Below are 17,882 nucleotides of genomic sequence, written 5' to 3' on the forward strand. Positions count from 1 at the left end.
CCGCATCAAGCTATCCCGTCGTCATGACAAGGTCGGTCCACGATTTGGGTGCTGTCGTGGCGACGAGATTGGATTGGGCGTACAGGTGCCCGTCGGGTGCCATGTAGGAACCGGTTTGGGGGTTGTATCGGGCAATGGCGACGGGCGCCTGCTGTACGGGCGGGTTGGTGTACGCGCTTGGCGCCACGGGGTGGGCTCCAGACGCCGGCGCAGGCTCTGCGGGTGGAGTTGGTGTAGGCGGGGTGATTCCGGGCGGCTGGGCGGCCGCGGGCGGCAATGGCGTGCCGTCGAGCGGCCCGAAGATCTTGTCGTCGTTAGTGACTCGGCTGTCGGGGGGAACGCCTTGCGCGATGAGGCTCGGATCGACTGGGGCTGGCCCTAGTGCGTGTTGTCGGGTGGCCAGTGGCTCGAAGGGTTTGTCGCTGTCGCAGTCCTGTACGGTTGCGGCGCGTTTTCCGGGGTGCTCGATGCAGGGGTAGTTGCGGGCACCGCGGACGGCGATCGGTGAATCCTGCGGCAGTTTGCAGTAGAGCCCATCGGGTGTGTCGACCTCGGTGGTATCCGACGGTGAGCGCCACGCCGATCGGGGCAGGAAACCCACCGTGCACGCGGGTGGGTCGGCGATCGTGATGGAGAAGTCGCCCAGTGCATCTCCCGTCGGATTGTTGACCGGAGTCGACGACTGGATTGCGCCGATGTAGGGCGGAAGTAACACCAAGAGTTGTTCGACAGATTTGTTGTACGTCACGAGAACTTGGCCGACCGTGGTGAGGTTGGCGAGCAGAACCGGCAGTGTGGGTTTGACTTGATTGAGCAGAGCCGAGACTTCGTCGGCGAACCCGGGGCCGGTGTGCAGCAGTGTCCGCACTTGCGGATCGCTCTGTCTGATCTGGCCGGTGATGCCGGCCAGATTGTGCGCCCAGGTCTTCAACGAGTCGGTGGTCGCTGCTTGCCCATCGAGGAGGGGGCCGCTGTTGTCGATAAGAGCGCGGGTGTGATCGGCGACGCCGTTAAGGTCGCCGGTGATCCGGGATGAGGAGTCCAGTAGCGAACCGACGTCGTAGCCGGCGCCGTTGAACGCAGTGAACGATTCGTCGAGCAGCGAGTTCAGTTTGTCTTTCGGGATGGTCCCAACCAGCGCACTGAGCTGATCCAGCATCGGGCCGACCCGTTGCGGAATTCTGCTCTGCCCCATGCCAATTACCGATCCGTCATGCAGATATGGCGGGGATTGCTCGACCGGTTGCAGGTCGACGTATTGTTCGCCGACGGCCGACACACTACGCACTTGGGCGATGAGATTCGCGGGGATCTTCTGAGTGGAGTCCAATGACAACGTCGCTTGGGCGTATCTGGCGTCGACGGCTTTGACGTCGGTGACCTTGCCGATCTGAACGCCACGGTAGGTGACGTTGCCCAACGGGTACAGTCCGCCCGCGGCGGGAAGATCCAGCGTCACGGTGATGCGACCGATACCCAGAAACACCGGCGCCTGCAGGTAGTTGAACACCATCAGCCCCAGTCCGACCACCGAGGCGATCGTGAAGATGACGAGTTGCGTCTTGATGAAACGGGTGAGCATCAGCGGCCTCCGGTTGCGGGGGTCGCGTCGGCGGGGCCGTAAGGTCCGGCGAAGACCGGTGGTGTTCCTGGTTGCGCCGGTTCGGCGGAGGCAACAGGCGGTGGTGGGCTGACCGGGAGTGCAACGCCGGGTGGAAGTGCATTGAGCCCGGGTGTCGGCGGGTTTCCCGGTACCGGGCCGAGCGGCCCACCCGGGGGCGGCGGAGCGATCGGTAGGCCCAGTGGGTCGTAGGTGTACTTCTGCCAATACGGTTCGCCGGGGGCAGGTACGAGCTGGGCTTTCTGATCTTCCCACCGGGTGCCCAGCAGTAATGAGCGTTTGAGCCGGGGCACGGTCAGGTCGATTTGGCCGAAGAAGTTCATGTAGTCACCCCGAACACCGCGCTTGATGAGATCTTGTCCGAAGGGGAACACCGAGCCGAATACCAGGGCGTTGTCGAGGTCTGGCCCTACATCGGCGAGCGCTTGCAAGGTGGGTTGCAGGTTCTGCAGGTCTTTGACCAGGTTCGCCTGGGTGTCGTTGACCAATCCGGTTGCGGTGGTGCTGAAGGTGCGCAGTTTGTCCAGTGCCGTGGTGAGGCGGGGACGTTCGCGGATCAGCACGTCCAGTGCCGGCGGGATCTTGTTCAGCGCGGCGGTGATGAGGTCGCGTTGTTCGGCGAAGGTCCCCGCCAGTCGGTTGAGAGCTTGGATGGAGGCAATGATGTTGTCGCGCTGGCGATCCAGTGTGTCGACGAACGTGTTCAGGCGGGTCAGCAGATCCCGGATGTCGCCTTCGTGGCCGGATAGGGCGGCTGCGAAGTTGTGGATGACGTCGCCGATTTGGCCCAGTCCCCCGCCGTTGACGACGGCGGCTAGCGACGCCAGGGTCTGTTCGGTCGACGGGTAGGTCGAGGTTTTGTCGAGTTGAACGATCGCTCCGGGATTGAGCCTTCCGGTGGGCGGTTGGCCGAGCGGGGGGTCGAGCGCGATGTGCATCGAGCCGAGCAGGCTGGTTTGGCCGATGCTGGCTTCGGCGTTGGCCGGAACGACAACGTCCGGCTTCACCGACACTTCGACGTCGATCTGCCAGTTGGAGAAGGTCATCTGTCGGACGCTGCCGACGACGACGTCATCGATCATCACCGGCGAATTCGGTTCCAGAGTACCGACATTGGCGAATTGAATGTGGTAGACGCTGGCGTCGGGGCTTCGTCCGACGGCACCGGGCAATGGTAGGGAATTGAGGCCGTTGAATCCGCAGCCGGACAGCGTCACTACTGCACAGCTGGCGATGGCCGCCAGCGTGCGGCTGCGTCGGCGAGTGGTCATGAGGGCGGTACCTCCGCCGCCGATGCCGGTGCAGGGGTCGCCTCAGCGGGCAGCAGTAGGTCGTTGAGGCTTCGCGACTGCGGAACCGGGGCCCCCGGATACAGCGCTGGAGAGGGGTCGGCGGGCAGGCGATCCGGCGCCGAGGGCCCTGGGGCGACTGCTGGTGGCGCACCGTGTCCGGGTGGGGGCGCTTGGTCGCCATTGAGGCCGGTATAGGCCGAGATCGCAGGTGGCACATCGGCGGCGCCAGGTTTGGGTCCGCTCCCGCCGGGGGCGAGGTTGGGCTCGGAGTAGATGAGGTTTTCCGGGCTCGGCGATTTCATCAGGTAGGAGCTGAACGGAAACGGCAGATAGTTGAACCCGACGGTGTTGAGTGCCGGACCGAGGTATTGGCTGCACAGTTTCGCGGTCTCACCCGCGGTGACGTCGGCGACGGCTTCGATCGCCTGACAGAGGAAGGCTCCCGGATTGGAGAAGTTGTTCAACACGAAGGAGCCGATATTGCTGTGGGTGTCCGGGTTGTAGATGTTGTAGCCGTTGGCGATGGCATTGGGCGTGACATGCAAGATGTTCTCGAGATCGCGTTTGTGGTCGACCAGCGTCTGGGTGACGTTGGTCAGCCTTTGCAGCTGTTCCGCTGTCTGATCGCGGCTGCCTTTGACGAATCGTTGCACGTCGCCAACGGCGGCGTTCAGATCTTTCAGGGTGGAGTTGAGGTCGGTGCGGTCGTTGACCACGCTGGTCAGTGTCGCGAAGTGGCCTTGGAATTCGACGATCTGCTGGTTGCTGTCGCGCAGCGCGGTCACGAACGTCTGGAGGTTTTTCAGGATATCGACGATGTTGCCGCTGCCGTCGGCCAGGATGCGGCCCAGCCCGGACAGTTCGGCCAGCGTCTGGCGCAGCTTGGCGCCGTTGCCGTCCATCGCGTTGGCCGCGGTGTCGATGAAACGGGATACCGATGTTTCCGAGACCCCGCTGTGCGGTCCTAAATCTGTTGCCAGGCGGGCTAGTTGGGTTTTGACTTCGTCCCATTCCACGGGCACCGCGGTCCGCTCGACCGGGATCACCGCGCCGTCGGTCATGGTGGGACCGGACTTGGCGTAGGCCGGGGCGAGTTGCACGTAACGAGCCGAGATCAGGCTTTGCGCGACGATGACGGCCTTGGCGTCGGCAGGAACTTTCATCCGGTGCTCGACGTGCAGGGTCATTTTGGCGTTGGCGCCGGCCGGTTCGATCGCAGCGATGGTCCCCACTTTGACCCCCGAGATGCGTACCTCGTCGCCCGGGTAGATCCCGGTGGCACTGGTGAAATAGGCGGTGATCACCTTCGGCGCGAAGTACGCGTTGCGGATCAGCACGGCGGCACCGGCCAGCAGCAGGGCGACCAACACCACCACGGCCGCCAGCCGTATCCTCTTGGCGTTCATCGGGAACCACCCGGGATGCCGTTGTAGGGCAGCGGCAGCTCCGCCCGCGGCCCGGCGTTGTCCGGCGGTTGCCCGTTGTTGACACCGCGCCTGAATCCGAGCGCGTAGTCAAGGAACGGCTGGATAACCTGCGCCGGTATGAGATTGGGAACGTAGGACTGGTAGAAGTATCCGCTGGCCACGGCTTCACCCTGAGTCATTTCGTATTTGGCCAGACCGGGAAGGGCTTTGGCGATGTTGTCGCGGTTCTTCTCGAGCATCGCGGTCACAGAGTTCAGTTTCTGCAATGTGGGTGCCAGCTCTTCCTCATTGTCGGCAACCAGGCCCGACAGTTCGCGCGACAACACCGAAATACTTGCCAGCAAGCTGACGATCGCCTCGCGCCGCTCGTTGAGCACGGCGACCAGGTCATTGGCGTCCAGGATGAGGGTGTTGAGCTGCTGGCTGCGCTCGGACAGGGTGCCGGTGACCGACGCCGCGCTCTTGAGTAGCCCACGCAGACTGTCGTTGCGGGCGTTCAAGGACCGCGAGACCCTGGTGAGCCCCTCGAAGGTCGGCCCCAGCTGGGGCGTGATCTGCTCAATGGTGTCCGACAACGCATCTAACGATGCGTTGATGTTCTGGGTGTCGGTGCCCGCGGTGTTCGTGGTGAGGTCGGTGACGGCTTCGGTCAGCGAATACGGCGACGAGGTCCGCGATAGCGGTATGACCGCGCCGCGACGTAGCAGGCCGTTGCCTGCGGATTCCAGCGTGAGGATGCGCTGCCCCAGCAGGGTGCCGGTCCTGATGTGCGCGGCCGTGTCGTTGCCGAGCGTGATCGCACTGTCGACGCTGAAGGTGATGAGCGCCTTACCTTCGTCGTCGAGCGAAACATCGTCCACCTGACCGACTTTCATTCCTGCCAGCCGGACGTCGTTGCCGGTGGTCAGTCCACCGGCTTCGGCGAAGACTGCCTGGAATCGCAAGGAGGTGGCCCACGCGGTGAGCCGTTCGGGTTGCAGGCCGACGGTGATGACGAGAATGATCAGGACGGCGCCGATGAATCCGGTTCGCACGAGGCGTGATTGGCGGTATTTCAGCATTACTCGGCGCACCTGCCGTTGTCTTGTTTGATGAACGGGAAGACGGCGGTCCGGTTTTGCAGATCGGTGACGCGGACGGTGAGTTCGCAGATGTAGTAGTTGATCCAACTTCCGTAGGCGCCCAGCCGGACGAGTTTGCGGTAGTTGTCCGGGGCGGATTGCAGTGCCCCGTCGAGCAGGCCTTTGTCCTTGTCGAGGAGGGGCGCCAAGCGGCTCAGCTGATCGATGGTGCCGGCCAGCGGCGCACGGGCCTGTCCGAGCAGATCGGCGATCGATGTTGTGCCGCTGTCGAGGGCGTCGATGGCCTCGCCGATGGGGTCACGGTGGGCGGCCAATTCGGAGACCAACCGCTGGAAACGGTCGATGGCATCGGCGAACTGACTTCCGCTGGTGGCGAGCGTGCCGATCACGGCGTTGAGGTTGTCGATCAGCGCTTCGATGATCTGGTTGTTGTCGGCCAGCCCGTTGGAAAACGATGCCGTCTTGGTCAGCAACGAGTCCACAGTGCCGCCCTGGCCTTGAAAGATCTGCAGCAGAGCGTTGGTCAATGCGTTGACATCTTGAGGATTCAGGCCCTGGATGACCGGTTTGAGACCGCCCAATAGCTGATCGAGGTCCAGCGCCGGTGCAGTTCGATCGGCGGGGATCTGTGAGCCGGCCGGCATGACTCTGGCTGAGCCTGGTCCGTCGATGAGTTCCAGGAACCGGTCGCCCACCAGGTTGAGGTAGCGCACCGCGGCGCGGGTGCCGCTGCTCAGCACGACGGTGCGGTCAGCGTCGAACGCGACCGTCACGGTGTGATCTGGCCGCATCGAGATATCGGCGACGGTGCCGACACGTAGACCCCCGGCTCGCACTGAATCACCTGTTTTCAGTCCCGATACGTCGACGAACACTGCGGAGTAGGCGTTGGTCGCACCGGTGCGGTACTGCCCGAAGATCATGAACAGAAACGCGGTCAGCACAACCATGACGACGCCGAAGGCACCGAATTTCAGGATGTGTCCCCGTGTGCCGCTCACCCTGGTTCTCCGATCTGGGCGGTGTTGCGGGCCGGTCCGGGCAGGGGCCCGAAGAGCAATTGCTTGAGCCCATCGGAGTTGAGCAAGATGCCCTGATTGCCGTACTGGGCCTGGTTGGTTCCCACATCGGTGACGACGAACGGTGGCCCGGTGTCGAATGGCACTCTCGGTAGCGAGGTGCACTGCGGGCCGCCGGTTGCGGCGACCTTTGGCAGATTCATCGGATAGCGGTACCGTTCGCGGCCCAGCAGGAATCCGATGGAGTCGGTGATGCCCGGCTTCTCCAACGGTGGACCCGAGGCGATCACGGCCAGCGCGCCGATCCCGCAGTTCAGGCCTTGGTGATACTGGTTGGTCAAATCAGTGGTGGGCACCAACACTCGGAACACGTCGCTGATGCCCGCGCGGTTCGATCCGAGGACGTCGTTGCCGACGTCGGCAAGCCCAATTGTGCTGACCAGGAACGCATCCAGACTGTTCTGTTCCTCGGTGATCGTCTGGCTGATGTGTGTCGCGTCATCGAGCGTGGTGACGAGATCGTGGCTGGCATCGGCGTAGGCGTTGAGCACCTCCGGTGCCGTGTCGGTGTCGTGGGCGAGGTTGGGCAGGCTGCGTTCGAGTTTGGCCAGCAGTGCGTCGAAGTCGCTCAGGGTGCGCCCGAGTTGCGGACCGCGGCCGTTGAACGCCGAGGAGATCGCGCCCAGTGTCTCGTTGAGCTTCTCCGGCTGTATCGCCGACAGCACCGAGGAGAGCTGCTGGAAAATGGTGTTGAACTCGACCGTCACATGGTCTGCGGTCAGTACCTGCCCGGGCTGGAGTTTGTGCATCGATGGGTTCGGCGGCGCAACAAGGTCAATCGATTTCGCGCCGAAGAGCGTGGAGGACGCGATGTCGACCATAACGTTGTCGGGAATCTGCCTCAGCTGCGCCGGATCCATGGCCAGCAGGATGGCGGCCTGACCGTCGGGGCGGCCGTCGATCGACACGACAGTGCCCACTGGGACTCCGACCAGCTTGACCTTCGCGTCGGGATTCATCACCAGACCGGCCCGCTGCGACAGCACCGTCAGTGGCACCGTGTCGGCGAAACTGCCTCGGAACATCCCCGCTGCCACGATCACAATGCCCACGACGGCCACAACCATCGCCAGACCAGCCAACGGGCGCGCATACGACCTCATCGACTACCTGAAACCAATACGCTCGAAGTCTTCACTCCACCGACTACTTCTGCGCTACAGGGCATTTCACTGGATCGCTTCCAACTGAGACACGACGAATCCAACGGTTCAGAAAGCAACAGCGAAGTCTTGGTGCGTCAGTCTGCGTACGCCCCAGAAATAGGTGACCAGCGGCATGGTGCACCACAACAGGTTCAGGACTACGAACTTGATCCACATCTCGACGGGGCTGGTCATGCTCTGCATGTTGTTCGCGATCTCCACACCGAAGTAGACCGCAGGCAAGGTGACCTCCACGATCATGCCGCCCATGATGAAAGACAGCTGAGTGCTGTTGAATCGCTTGCCATTTCGGAAGAACTGCACCATCGCATACGCCTCGAACAGACCGATGAAGAACGCGATCCACTCCAAAACCACGATGAGCGGATCACCGTTCAAATACCGTGCGTCACCGCCCAGGAGGATCGGCGACCACATATAAGTCCAGAGCGCGCCACTTTCGACGCCCGTTCGGATCTCGTTGAAGAACAAGAGCCACGGCAGTTCCCAGATAAACCGTGGTATCAGGGCGATGAACACCCACACGATCACCATCGCACTTAGTCGTTGCGATTTCGTCCAATCCCGCTGCCCCGGAAGGGGTAGCCACGGAAGGACAAGTGCCGTCACGAAGCAGCCGACGACGAAGACCACCAACGTTGTTGAGGCGACGACATGCGATACCCCAACACGGTATTCGAGGTACCAGAAGACGATATGGATGACGCAGAAGAACGCCAAAATGCCGAAAAGAGACTTTTGCAGTACGGACAGTCCCCGCCTCGTCGACGAATCGTGTTTGCCATCGTGAGGAATCGTCTCTGTCACCGTCGTGCCTCCATGCCCGCGCCGGACTTGCCTGCCGGAGACGAGCTCGATGAAGCTCCACTGGCAGCAGTCACATTCAGTAGCAAGTGCCGACGGACCCGCCGCTTTAGCTTGACGATTGATGTTCGACCAAGCAGGCACCCGCCTCTTCGCTAGCATGGCACATGCCATGTTTGAAAGGCAAGCGTCGACGACACACCAGCAGCACGCCTACGCGATCAGTCGACAAACACCGGTGTCCTAATGTGCTACGGATGAGGCGACACGCTTGGCAGGGACGGCAATGAGTGCACGCAGGAGTCCCGACCGTCCCACCACCGGCCGCCGCGAACGCGGTGACCGCACTCGTGAACGCCTCATCGACGAGACGGTCCGCTGCATCCGCGAAGAAGGATTTTCAGCGGCGAGCGCACGTCACATCATCGAACGCGCCGGTGTGACATGGGGCGTCATTCAGCATCACTTCGGCGACCGCGACGGCTTGCTGATCGCAGTCATCGACGACGCCGTCGATCGCCTGGTCGCCTCTCTCGAAGCGTTGTCCGACCCCGACCAGCCGATCGACACCAGCGACTTGGTGCGCGGCGCCTGGGAAGCATTCGCCAACCCCAAAGCAATGGCCGGTCTCGAGATCCTCATATCCACCAAAGAGCTGCGTTCTGGCCTCGACAGCCGACACATGGAGCGACTGGGTGCGGCCCTCGCGAGTGTGACCCAACGGCTGGAAACCAGTCATGGCGGCCAGAACGCCGCGGCACTGGGCATGCTGCTGTGGACGACGCCGGTCGCGATGATGATCGCCGAAATGTTCGCCACACTGCCACTCGAAGTCGGTGAAGCCCAACAGGCAATCATCGACCTGATCAACCGGCAACCCTGACGTACCAAAATCGGCAGGGTTGCCGTCGGTCTGTGCGAGTCCGCTGAGCGATACTGGTCACCCGGGCAGTGTGACCACAACACATTGAGACCGAAGGCGCCGACTGCTAGTGGCCGGCTCACCGGCTAGATGTGCCGTATGCGTCAGATCGGCCGGCAAGAATTGTCGTCAAACGACCTGCTGAGCACTTAAACAAGTGCTGTCGTACCTGGTGGAGCTAAGGGGATTCGAACCCCTGACCCCCACACTGCCAGGAGCGGGCAGAGTCCGTGACCAGGCACGATAGGTCGCAAGTTGTCGTGTAGGGGACGTCGTTGAGGCAGCAACTGTCGTCAGCGTTGTCGTCAAAACTGTCGTCACTCGCCTCGTAAAAGCGGTGCCACTAACGGGCCGCTCCCCATGCGGCCGTCCTGTCGCTGCGATCGGTTGTGTCAAGGGTGGCGAAGCCACGACGAAGTCGCGCCGAAGGCGCTCTTTACTCGGCCGATCAGCGGGCCAGACACTTCGGAAATGGAGGGTGGCAGCCGACCAGCTGCGCGTCGCGACCGCCGCCGGGGTCTCGTGACAACAGGCGTCTCGGCGTCGGTGGGCAAAGGTCGGCTTACGGGGCGATTGCCGCTTCAGACCGCTGCTTATGGGCCCAGAAAAACGCTGGGTGAGCTCTTAGGCTCGATTGATGGCTTCCTCACCGCTTCCTTCCGGTGCTCGTAGCGGCCGTCCAGCCCGGTGGCGACGTTGGATGCTCGAGGGGCTGTACAGTTTCGACCGCCGCGCAATCGCAGACTGGACAAGCCTGATGTCCAGCAACCTCCAGCGCCCTCAAGGCGCGGCGCCGACCGCGACCACCCGCTACATCGTGGACCTCATTCATTACACGACCGATCTCCGATATGCAGCACGGGTGCTGGCGGCACACGGTCATCCAGCCGGCCGCGCCTCGCTGGCCGATGCCGCGCTTGACTTCAATTCAGCATTAGATGGGCTTTGCGCCGCCCGCGACAAACTGCTGAAAGTTGTTTCCGCTGAACAGGTTACCGACACCGACGGCTAGGCGAGGTCGCATCTAAGCGGCCCGTGTTACGTAGGACCACGCGACCCCCGGGAAGCGGCGGTGGCACGTTTTCGCAGTTCAGCAGCAGTTGTAATGGTTTCAGGGCAGCTCGTGACATTGACGGACGCGCACGCCGTTCGGCATCGCGCAAGCCGTTTGGCCCCAAAGTGGTCCCAGCAGAGAACGGTGCCGCGAACAACCACGCTCGTGGTCAGGCGGGGCCCCTCTCAGGGGCCCAGGAGTGCCTTTATCTGAGACAGATTAGAAACTCTGTTGCATAGTTGATCGCGTAGTGCTGAGTCGTGTGCATACTGATCACGTGGCGACAAAGTCATTGCGCTGGGGCGCGTCCGCTGCGGCGGATGGGAGATCAGGGCGCGACCGATTGCTCGACGCCGCTGAGCGCTGCCTTGAGGTGCAGGGTCTCGCAGGCACCACTATGGAGGACATCGCCAGAAATGCCGGTGTGTCACGGGCGACGGTTTACCGGTACTTCGCGAGTCGCGAGGCCGTGATCTCTGGGGTCATCATTCGCGCCACCGAAGAATACCTACGCCGGATGGAACCGCGGTTGTCCGGCCATAGTGACTTAGGTTCTGCGATCGTTGATTTCATCGATCACACTGTGATTGCGGCCCGCCGAAGGCCCATCATCGGCGTCCTATTCGGCAGCGATCGTGAACTCGCGGGTGTGGGCCTTGCCGAGGGAACATCGACCATGCTTTTCGAACTCGTCACCGAGTTTCTTCGGCCTCTCTTCGCGACGCACTGGAACCAGTTGGCGCCCGGGGTCTCCGTTGATGACGCCGCGGAATGGATACTTCGCACCGTGCTGAGTCTGCTCACCGTTCGTGGCCCAAGGGATCGAAGCAGAGACGGACTGCGCACCTATCTGCAACGTCTTCTTCTACCCGCAATCGTCTCTGGCCAAGACGCAACGTGATGTAACAAGTCAGGCGTAGTGTCTCAAACACCAGCCCCCACACCGAGGAGAGGTGAACATGTCCGCGAACTTCGCCGCATTCGACGCGCAGGTCGCCAACCAGTTAAAAGGGGCGGCGTTGACGGCCGGCGGCCTGGCTGGCTACTTAGGATTTCGTCATACCGATTTCTTAGCGGGACGCCTCGTCGTCGAGATGGACGCCCGGGACGACTTAAAGACGCCCTTCGGCTCGTTGCACGGTGGCTGTCTGTCGGCGCTCGTTGACCACTGTCTCGGCGTCGTGTTCTATCCCGTCATTCCTGCCGGATCCTGGGTTGCGACCACCGAATTCAAGCTGAACCTACTCCGACCGGTGTCCAGCGGCACGTGCGTCGCGGTAGCCGAGATCATCTCGCTCGGGAAGAGCAGCGGTGTCGCGAGAATCGATATTACCAACGACGGGCGGGCTGTGTGCGCTGCCCAGGGCACTGTGACTGTTGTGGGCCAGAAGGCGGCCTCGTGATGTCCCCCGGGCTCGGCAGGCGGCGCAGGGTAAGACCTGTCCTCCAGCGAGTGCCCACCACCGACGGAGTCTCCTTGGCGGTCGACCTGTATCCGTGCGCGAAGCCGCGGGCAGCCGTATTGCTGCTACACGGAGGAGGCCAAAGCCGTCATGCGTGGGATGCGACAGCGCAGCGCTTACACGCACGCGGCTACCTCGCGGCGGCCTACGATGCGCGCGGACACGGGGATAGTGACTGGGACCCGGATGGCCGCTATGACCTTGATCGACTCGGCGGCGACCTGCTCGCGGTGCGTTCGCACGCGGCAGGTGGGCACCCTGTTGTGGCCATTGGAGCTTCCCTCGGCGGTCTGACGATCCTGGGCACTCACCTACTCGCATCACCTGACCTGTGGGACGCCGTGGTGCTGGTGGACATCACTCCACGCATGGAGATGCAGGGCGCACGGCGCGTCGTCGCATTCATGGCGGCGCACCCCGACGGTTTCGCCGATCTTGAGTCTGCCGCCGAGGTTATCGCCGCGTACAACCCACACAGATCGAAGCCAAGCAGCCTCGACGGACTACGGAAGGTCTTGCAGCAGCGCGCCGACGACCGTTGGGTATGGCGGTGGGATCCGGCCTTTGTGGCGTCGAATTTTGGCTTCCTGCAAGGTAATCCAGATGAGGGCGCAGCGGAGTTCGACCGGATGAGCATGGTGTTGATCGACGGCGCACGGCAGGTATCTGCTCCTACGCTTCTTGTGCGGGGGCTGTTGTCGGACGTGGTGTCGGAGGAGACAGTGAACGACTTCGTCGACCTCGTGCCGCACGCGCGCACGGTGGACGTGACCGACGCTGGTCACATGATCGCTGGAGACGACAACGACGCGTTCTCCGAAGCCGTCATCGATTTCCTCGACGAGGTTGTCTAAATCGAGCTAGAGGGAGAGCTTGTCCCGGGCACGTTCAAGCTCGGCCGGGTCGTGGCATGCAGTCACCAGGACACGCGACGCCCAGGGGCGCGTGCTGATGTAAGCGACGGTCGGCCAGGTCACGAGAATGCCGAACGCCAATAGCGCGGTCGCTGCGGGATCCGACAAGGAACGCACCCCTTGACGAATGGTCCCCAACGACTCGTTTGCTCGAAGTTGCCCGCCGTGCCCGTCGCAGCAAAATGCACAGCACCACCGCCGCACCCACGAGCTGCAAAATAGGACCTTCTGGTATCGCTCCGATACTAGAAGTACCATAAATACAACACATCGGAGTGTTGAACAGGAGACCGACATGCATACGCAGTGGATCGAACAGCGCACCGTCCAGCGAGTTTCGTTGCGAGAAGGCCTGGTTCTGAGTCTCGACGACTACAACGAACTCGTCATCGCGCGGCCCATGAGGCTGACCTTGCCGGCGATCGGGTCGCATCCGTCCGAAGAAGTGCTTATCGATCCCGCCCGGGTGTCGGCTCAGGAGCGTCCACTACTCGATTTGGCCGGCGCAGTGTGCACACGGGCCTGGTGCGATGACGAGGGGGCGCTGCATTTGGGCTTCTCCCGCGGGCATTGCATCGATGTCGATCCCGACAGCCACGAGACGGCGTGGGAGCTGTACGGCAAACGGCATGGCTACATGGCTTGCCTCCCGCATGGACGTGTGCGCGTCGTTCGCCATGACCTGGTCGATGACGAAACTGACGGTGCTGCAAATTGATTCGATGATTCGGAGCCGGGTTGCCGAGATAGCCGCCGTTTGCCCGGGGGTCGCGCGGGCAAATAGGAAACCGTTAGTATCGGTGCTATACCGATAGTTCCACTCTTGAGGGGGCGTGACGGTGGCTGATGATGTCCACGGTGTCGGGACCGTTTCTCGACGCGTCCGTCTTGCCGACCCCGCAGCGTCGCCGGAATACAGTGCGCGGCTGGCCAGGCTTGCCGCCTTCACGGTTCACCACAAGGCGCTCGTGATCGGTGGGTGGCTCGCCATTGCAGTGGTGCTAGCGCTGTTGTTCCCACAGCTCGAAACCGTTGTGCGGCGACAGTCGGTCGACCTCATTCCCCGGGACGTGCCGTCATTTCAGACTGTTGACCGCATGAGCGCTGCGTTCGGCGAGCAAGGGTCGAAGACGATGCTGTTCGTCGCCATGGAAAGCCCCGCTGGGCTGACGCAGCAGGCGCGGGATCGATACTCGAGGCTCGTCGAGCGCCTTCGAGCCGATCACGCCCACGTGCTGCTGGTGCAGGACTTGCTGGCCGATCCCGTGATGAAGGCACAAGCCGTCAGCGCAGACGGCAAAGCGTGGTTCCTACCGGTGGGGGTGGCCGGGACTCTGGGTGATCCCACTGCAGCGGAATCGGTGCAGGCAGTCCGCGCCACCGCCCAACGCGCCTTCGACGGGTCGGACATCACCGTCCGCGTGACCGGTCCCCCGGCAACCTTCAGTGACCAAATCGCTTCTGCCGAACACGATTTGCTGTTCATCTCGATCGCAACGGCCGGGTTGATCGCGTTGATCCTGCTGATGGTCTACCGGTCGTTGTTTACCGCGTTATTGCCCTTGCTAGTCATCGGGCTGAGTCTGGCCGTCGGCCGTGGTGTCTTGTCCGCATTCGGGCAGCTGGGCATGCCGGTTTCGCAGTTCACCGTGGCATTCATGACCGCGATCCTTCTCGGCGCAGGAACCGATTACACAGTCTTTTTGATCAGCCGGTACCACGAACAGCGGCGCGCCGGTACCCCTGCCGATCTCGCTGTCATTCACGCGACGGCCAGCATCGGACGAGTGATCTTCGCGTCGGCAGCTACTGTCGCCCTGGCTTTTCTGGCCATGGTCTTCGCCACGCTGAGCGTGTTCGCCGGATTGGGACCAGCGTGCGCGGTTGCCGTACTTGTGGGCTTCCTGGCTACGGTGACACTGTTGCCGCCAGTGTTGGCGTTGGCGGCCCGACGCGGTATCGGTGAACCCAAGCCCGACCGCACCCGCCGGTACTGGAACAGCGTCGCTGTGGCGGTCGTGCGTCACCCTCGGCCGTTGCTCGTTGCTAGCTTGATGATCCTCCTGGCTCTTTCCGGTGCAGCTGCCACGATGAAGATCAGCTACGACGACCGAAAAGGACAACCTCCCACCACGGCTAGCAATGAGGGCTACCAGCTCCTCGACCGACACTTTCGCAAAGACGTCGTCATCACCGAGTTCCTAGTGGTCGAAAACCCCGTCGACATGCGCACCGGGAAAGGGCTGGCCGACCTCGACGAAATGGCATCGCGCATCTCCCAGATCCCCGGCGTGGTCAAGATATCCGGAGTCACCCGTCCGGCAGGCACCCGCCTTGACCAAGCGCAATTATCGTGGCAGAACAGGCAAATCGGCGACAAGATGGCCGGTGCCGTCGCCGATGGCAATTCCCGCCGCGATGACCTCGCCAAGCTCACCGATGGAGCCAACCAACTGGCCAACGGACTCGCGCAGCTCGACACATCTGTACGGACCGCACTGAAACCATTAGGCCCAGTGCTCACCCAAGCACAGTCCGCCGGCCAGGACTTCCAACGGTTTGCCCCACTTCTGCACCAACTCTCAGCGACCAGCCCCAGTATCGACAACGCAATACAAGCCGGCCCAGGCATCCGCCCGCTGGCCGAACGCACACAAGGCGCCATCGACACCTTGAACCCGCTCGTCGACCTGCTCAATGGGTCACCCTGGTGCGTCACAACTCCCCAATGCGCTCAAATCCGCGACCAGGTCCAGATCCTGGTTGCTCTGAGAAACAACGGATTCTTCTCCCAGGTCGCCGCGCTGGGTGACCGCTACGACCCCGCCACCAACGCCACCGTAACCGGCACCATCGCCGACGTTCAGACTGCCGTCAATGCCATGAACAAGGCATTCGGCGCGCTGGGAAAGCCCGCCGATCTCGCGGCCAACATCACCCGGCTACAAGACGGCATCAGCCAGCTCGCCTCCGGTTCCCGCGCGCTGGCCGATGGGGTAAAGACGCTGGCGGACAGCAATATTGAGATGCTATCCGGTATGAGCCAAATCGCCACCCAGCTTCAGAACTCGTCTCGCGCGTCCGCGGGTTCGGATGCCGCGTCCGGCTTCTACCTGCCCGCAGACGCCTTTGCGAACCGCCAATTCGCCGACGTCGCAAAGCAGTTCCTGTCACCCGATGGGAAAACGGCGCGATTCGCAGTGGAGACCAGCAACGATCCCTACAGCGTCGAAGCGATGGACCTTGCCCGCCAGATGACCCAAGTCGCCGATGGAGCCAGGCCGAACACCTCGCTGGCGAACGCCACGATCTCTGTCGCCGGCTTCCCCGCGGTCAATTCTGATATCCAGCGTCTGCTCTCGTCCGACTTCATCCAACTTGCCATCGCCACCCTGGTCATCGTTGGACTCATCCTGGTGGTGCTACTGCGCGCGCTCGTGGCACCGCTGTATCTCCTTGGCACCGTGGTGCTGAACTACCTCGCCTCACTCGGCATCGGAGTCATCGTTTTCCAATGGATACTCGGTCATGAAATCGCCTGGCCTGTACCGCTATTAGCCTTCATCATTCTGGTGGCAGTCGGTGCCGACTACAACATGTTACTGGTATCGCGACTGCGGGAGGAGAGCGGCAGCAATCTGCGTATCGGCGTTCTACGGACGGTCGCCACCACAGGCTCGGTCATCACCTCCGCCGGCCTGATCTTCGCCGCGAGCATGTTCGGCTTGATGATCGGCTCGGTCGCGATCATGATCGAGACCGGCCTCATCATTGGCTGCGGACTGCTGTTGGATACTTTCCTGGTCCGGACGCTGACCGTACCCGCCATCGCTACTTTGCTGCGCGAACGGAGCTGGTGGCCACAACGTCTCGCCACTAGACCAAGGACTGCGGCACCGTCGCGATACCGCCCGACAGTCGACGTCGGCGCGTGAGCATGCAGCTTGCCCTCACATCACGTTTGAGCCGTTGACCGCCCACGGCGCTTGGACTCACTGGGTGGGCGCCCATTCCACCGAATATGGGCTCGAGTGAATGCGGCCGTCTCCGAATAGCCAAGTCGGCGTGCAGTTTCCTCGACAGTGAGTCCCGAACTCAACAGCTCGGCGGCCAGCGCTGCGCGAACCTCGTCTGCGAGTGCGCGGTAGCTGGTTCCCTCTCCCGCCAAGTGACGGTGCAACGTGCGATCGGTGATGCAGAGTTCCCTCGCGATGGTCGCCATGGATGGGATCTGGGTCGAATCTTGGATCATCCGCATCCGCACCCAGGCTGATATGCCACGACGGGTTCGTCGACGGTTCAATAACTCCTCGCACTGGCGGATACAGATCGCCGCAGTCTGGGGATCTGGCGCGGGCATCGGTTGGCTCACCAGATCAGCGGGGACAATCAGGGCGTTGCGCACCGCGTTCTCCACAGTGACCGTCACGTTGTCGATCTCCACCAGACTTGCCGGCAGCTGCAGATCCGCCACCTCCAGTCGCATCGCGATCGGCGCGTCAACGCCACGCATGAGCGGCGGCAAGATCTGCAGGAACATTGCAAAATCGCGTTCGAGCAGAAACCTCCGCACATCGGGAGGAACCTGGGCGTTATCAAGACCGATGACCGCTTCGGTGTTGTTGAGTTCTGGTGCGGCCAGACTCAGGTAGACGGTACTGAGTGCGGCGTACCGGCAGGCGACGTCTATCGCGTCCCCAACGGTTGGACTCGAAATCAGTGCATAACCCAGAATGCCCATGTCGGCGAAGGTGTAGCGCGCACCGGTTTCCGTACCCAGTCCCGGTTGATCGCCGAGTCGGCCGATCAGGTTGCGAATCATCGTCAGTTCCTGACTCGCATGCATCTCGCTGGTCGGGTCCCTCAACCCCTGCGACGTGAGTCCTGTTCCAGACAAACAGATTTCAGGATTGAGGCCGTGGTGTACCGCGGTCTCCAAGATGTGTCGACCCGGCGCCGAGGAGCGCGCCACGTCCCACACCGGGGCCATCGGACTAGGCATGTGTCTGAAAATATCAAATGTCTGTCTGATTCTGTCATTATCGAGCCATTGCGACC

15 protein-coding genes are annotated in these 17,882 nt (G+C 62.4%); 7 read left to right on the top strand and 8 right to left on the bottom strand.

Annotated elements, in window-relative coordinates:
- Positions 1-10: 10 nt before the first annotated feature.
- The 7 genes from D3H54_RS20385 to D3H54_RS20415 all read right to left on the bottom strand — a co-directional run bounded on the left by D3H54_RS20385 (position 11) and on the right by D3H54_RS20415 (position 8,474).
- Entirely contained in the window at positions 11-1,582 is a 1,572-nt protein-coding gene (locus D3H54_RS20385; protein WP_149380664.1) for an MCE family protein, read from the bottom strand.
- Positions 1,582-2,892: an MCE family protein gene (locus D3H54_RS20390; RefSeq protein ID WP_149380666.1), complete on the bottom strand. Its 1,311-nt coding sequence runs from the start codon at positions 2,890-2,892 to the stop codon at positions 1,582-1,584. Before D3H54_RS20390 ends, D3H54_RS20385 begins: the two co-directional genes overlap by 1 nt.
- Positions 2,889-4,319, bottom strand: coding sequence for an MCE family protein (locus D3H54_RS20395; RefSeq protein WP_149380668.1), 1,431 nt, complete (start codon positions 4,317-4,319; stop codon positions 2,889-2,891). Before D3H54_RS20395 ends, D3H54_RS20390 begins: the two co-directional genes overlap by 4 nt.
- Positions 4,316-5,401, bottom strand: coding sequence for an MCE family protein (locus D3H54_RS20400; protein ID WP_149380670.1), 1,086 nt, complete (start codon positions 5,399-5,401; stop codon positions 4,316-4,318). Before D3H54_RS20400 ends, D3H54_RS20395 begins: the two co-directional genes overlap by 4 nt.
- Positions 5,401-6,423: an MCE family protein gene (locus tag D3H54_RS20405; RefSeq protein ID WP_149380672.1), complete on the bottom strand. Its 1,023-nt coding sequence runs from the start codon at positions 6,421-6,423 to the stop codon at positions 5,401-5,403. Before D3H54_RS20405 ends, D3H54_RS20400 begins: the two co-directional genes overlap by 1 nt.
- Positions 6,420-7,604: an MCE family protein gene (locus D3H54_RS20410; protein ID WP_149380675.1), complete on the bottom strand. Its 1,185-nt coding sequence runs from the start codon at positions 7,602-7,604 to the stop codon at positions 6,420-6,422. The genes D3H54_RS20405 and D3H54_RS20410 overlap by 4 nt, the downstream gene beginning before the upstream one ends.
- A 108-nt stretch (positions 7,605-7,712) precedes the next feature.
- A complete protein-coding gene (locus D3H54_RS20415; RefSeq protein ID WP_149380677.1) occupies positions 7,713-8,474 on the bottom strand; it encodes a hypothetical protein in 762 nt (253 codons plus the stop codon).
- A gap of 283 nt (positions 8,475-8,757) precedes the next feature.
- On the opposite strand from D3H54_RS20415, the gene D3H54_RS20420 reads away from it, so the two are divergent.
- From D3H54_RS20420 to D3H54_RS20450, 7 genes are all read left to right on the top strand, one after another.
- Positions 8,758-9,354, top strand: a complete 597-nt coding sequence (locus D3H54_RS20420; protein ID WP_149380679.1) for a TetR/AcrR family transcriptional regulator — start codon at positions 8,758-8,760, stop codon at positions 9,352-9,354.
- Positions 9,355-10,093: 739 nt separating this feature from the next.
- Complete coding sequence (locus D3H54_RS20425; protein ID WP_225509169.1) at positions 10,094-10,405, top strand: hypothetical protein; 312 nt, start codon at positions 10,094-10,096, stop codon at positions 10,403-10,405.
- 319 nt (positions 10,406-10,724) lie between these two features.
- The gene (locus D3H54_RS20430) at positions 10,725-11,348 is read left to right on the top strand and encodes a TetR/AcrR family transcriptional regulator (protein ID WP_225509170.1); all 624 of its coding nucleotides are present in this window, start codon (positions 10,725-10,727) and stop codon (positions 11,346-11,348) included.
- 58 nt (positions 11,349-11,406) lie between these two features.
- The gene (locus D3H54_RS20435) at positions 11,407-11,850 is read left to right on the top strand and encodes a PaaI family thioesterase (protein ID WP_036345885.1); all 444 of its coding nucleotides are present in this window, start codon (positions 11,407-11,409) and stop codon (positions 11,848-11,850) included.
- A complete protein-coding gene (locus D3H54_RS20440) occupies positions 11,850-12,764 on the top strand; it encodes an alpha/beta fold hydrolase (RefSeq protein ID WP_047329672.1) in 915 nt (304 codons plus the stop codon). The genes D3H54_RS20435 and D3H54_RS20440 overlap by 1 nt, the downstream gene beginning before the upstream one ends.
- 355 nt (positions 12,765-13,119) lie before the next feature.
- Positions 13,120-13,542 carry a DUF6188 family protein gene (locus D3H54_RS20445; RefSeq protein ID WP_036339711.1) on the top strand — a complete coding sequence of 141 codons (423 nt, stop codon included), beginning with the start codon at positions 13,120-13,122 and terminating at the stop codon, positions 13,540-13,542.
- Positions 13,543-13,663: 121 nt separating this feature from the next.
- Entirely contained in the window at positions 13,664-16,759 is a 3,096-nt protein-coding gene (locus tag D3H54_RS20450) for an MMPL/RND family transporter (protein WP_225509172.1), read from the top strand.
- 20 nt (positions 16,760-16,779) lie between these two features.
- Here the strand turns inward: D3H54_RS20450 and D3H54_RS20455 are convergent, their stop codons facing one another.
- Positions 16,780-17,826, bottom strand: coding sequence for an AraC family transcriptional regulator (locus D3H54_RS20455; protein ID WP_036339713.1), 1,047 nt, complete (start codon positions 17,824-17,826; stop codon positions 16,780-16,782).
- Positions 17,827-17,882: the final 56 nt, after the last annotated feature.

The organism is Mycobacterium sp. ELW1, assembly GCF_008329905.1.
GTDB lineage: Bacteria > Actinomycetota > Actinomycetes > Mycobacteriales > Mycobacteriaceae > Mycobacterium.

Coding starts and splice junctions, on each gene's coding strand:
- D3H54_RS20425 (WP_225509169.1), top strand. CDS start 10,094: ATGCTCGAGGGGCTGTACAGTTTCGACCGCCGCGCAATCGCAGACTGG.
- D3H54_RS20390 (WP_149380666.1), bottom strand. CDS start 2,892: ATGACCACTCGCCGACGCAGCCGCACGCTGGCGGCCATCGCCAGCTGT.
- D3H54_RS20435 (WP_036345885.1), top strand. CDS start 11,407: ATGTCCGCGAACTTCGCCGCATTCGACGCGCAGGTCGCCAACCAGTTA.
- D3H54_RS20385 (WP_149380664.1), bottom strand. CDS start 1,582: ATGCTCACCCGTTTCATCAAGACGCAACTCGTCATCTTCACGATCGCC.
- D3H54_RS20400 (WP_149380670.1), bottom strand. CDS start 5,401: ATGCTGAAATACCGCCAATCACGCCTCGTGCGAACCGGATTCATCGGC.
- D3H54_RS20395 (WP_149380668.1), bottom strand. CDS start 4,319: ATGAACGCCAAGAGGATACGGCTGGCGGCCGTGGTGGTGTTGGTCGCC.
- D3H54_RS20455 (WP_036339713.1), bottom strand. CDS start 17,826: ATGCCTAGTCCGATGGCCCCGGTGTGGGACGTGGCGCGCTCCTCGGCG.
- D3H54_RS20440 (WP_047329672.1), top strand. CDS start 11,850: ATGTCCCCCGGGCTCGGCAGGCGGCGCAGGGTAAGACCTGTCCTCCAG.
- D3H54_RS20420 (WP_149380679.1), top strand. CDS start 8,758: ATGAGTGCACGCAGGAGTCCCGACCGTCCCACCACCGGCCGCCGCGAA.
- D3H54_RS20410 (WP_149380675.1), bottom strand. CDS start 7,604: ATGAGGTCGTATGCGCGCCCGTTGGCTGGTCTGGCGATGGTTGTGGCC.
- D3H54_RS20445 (WP_036339711.1), top strand. CDS start 13,120: ATGCATACGCAGTGGATCGAACAGCGCACCGTCCAGCGAGTTTCGTTG.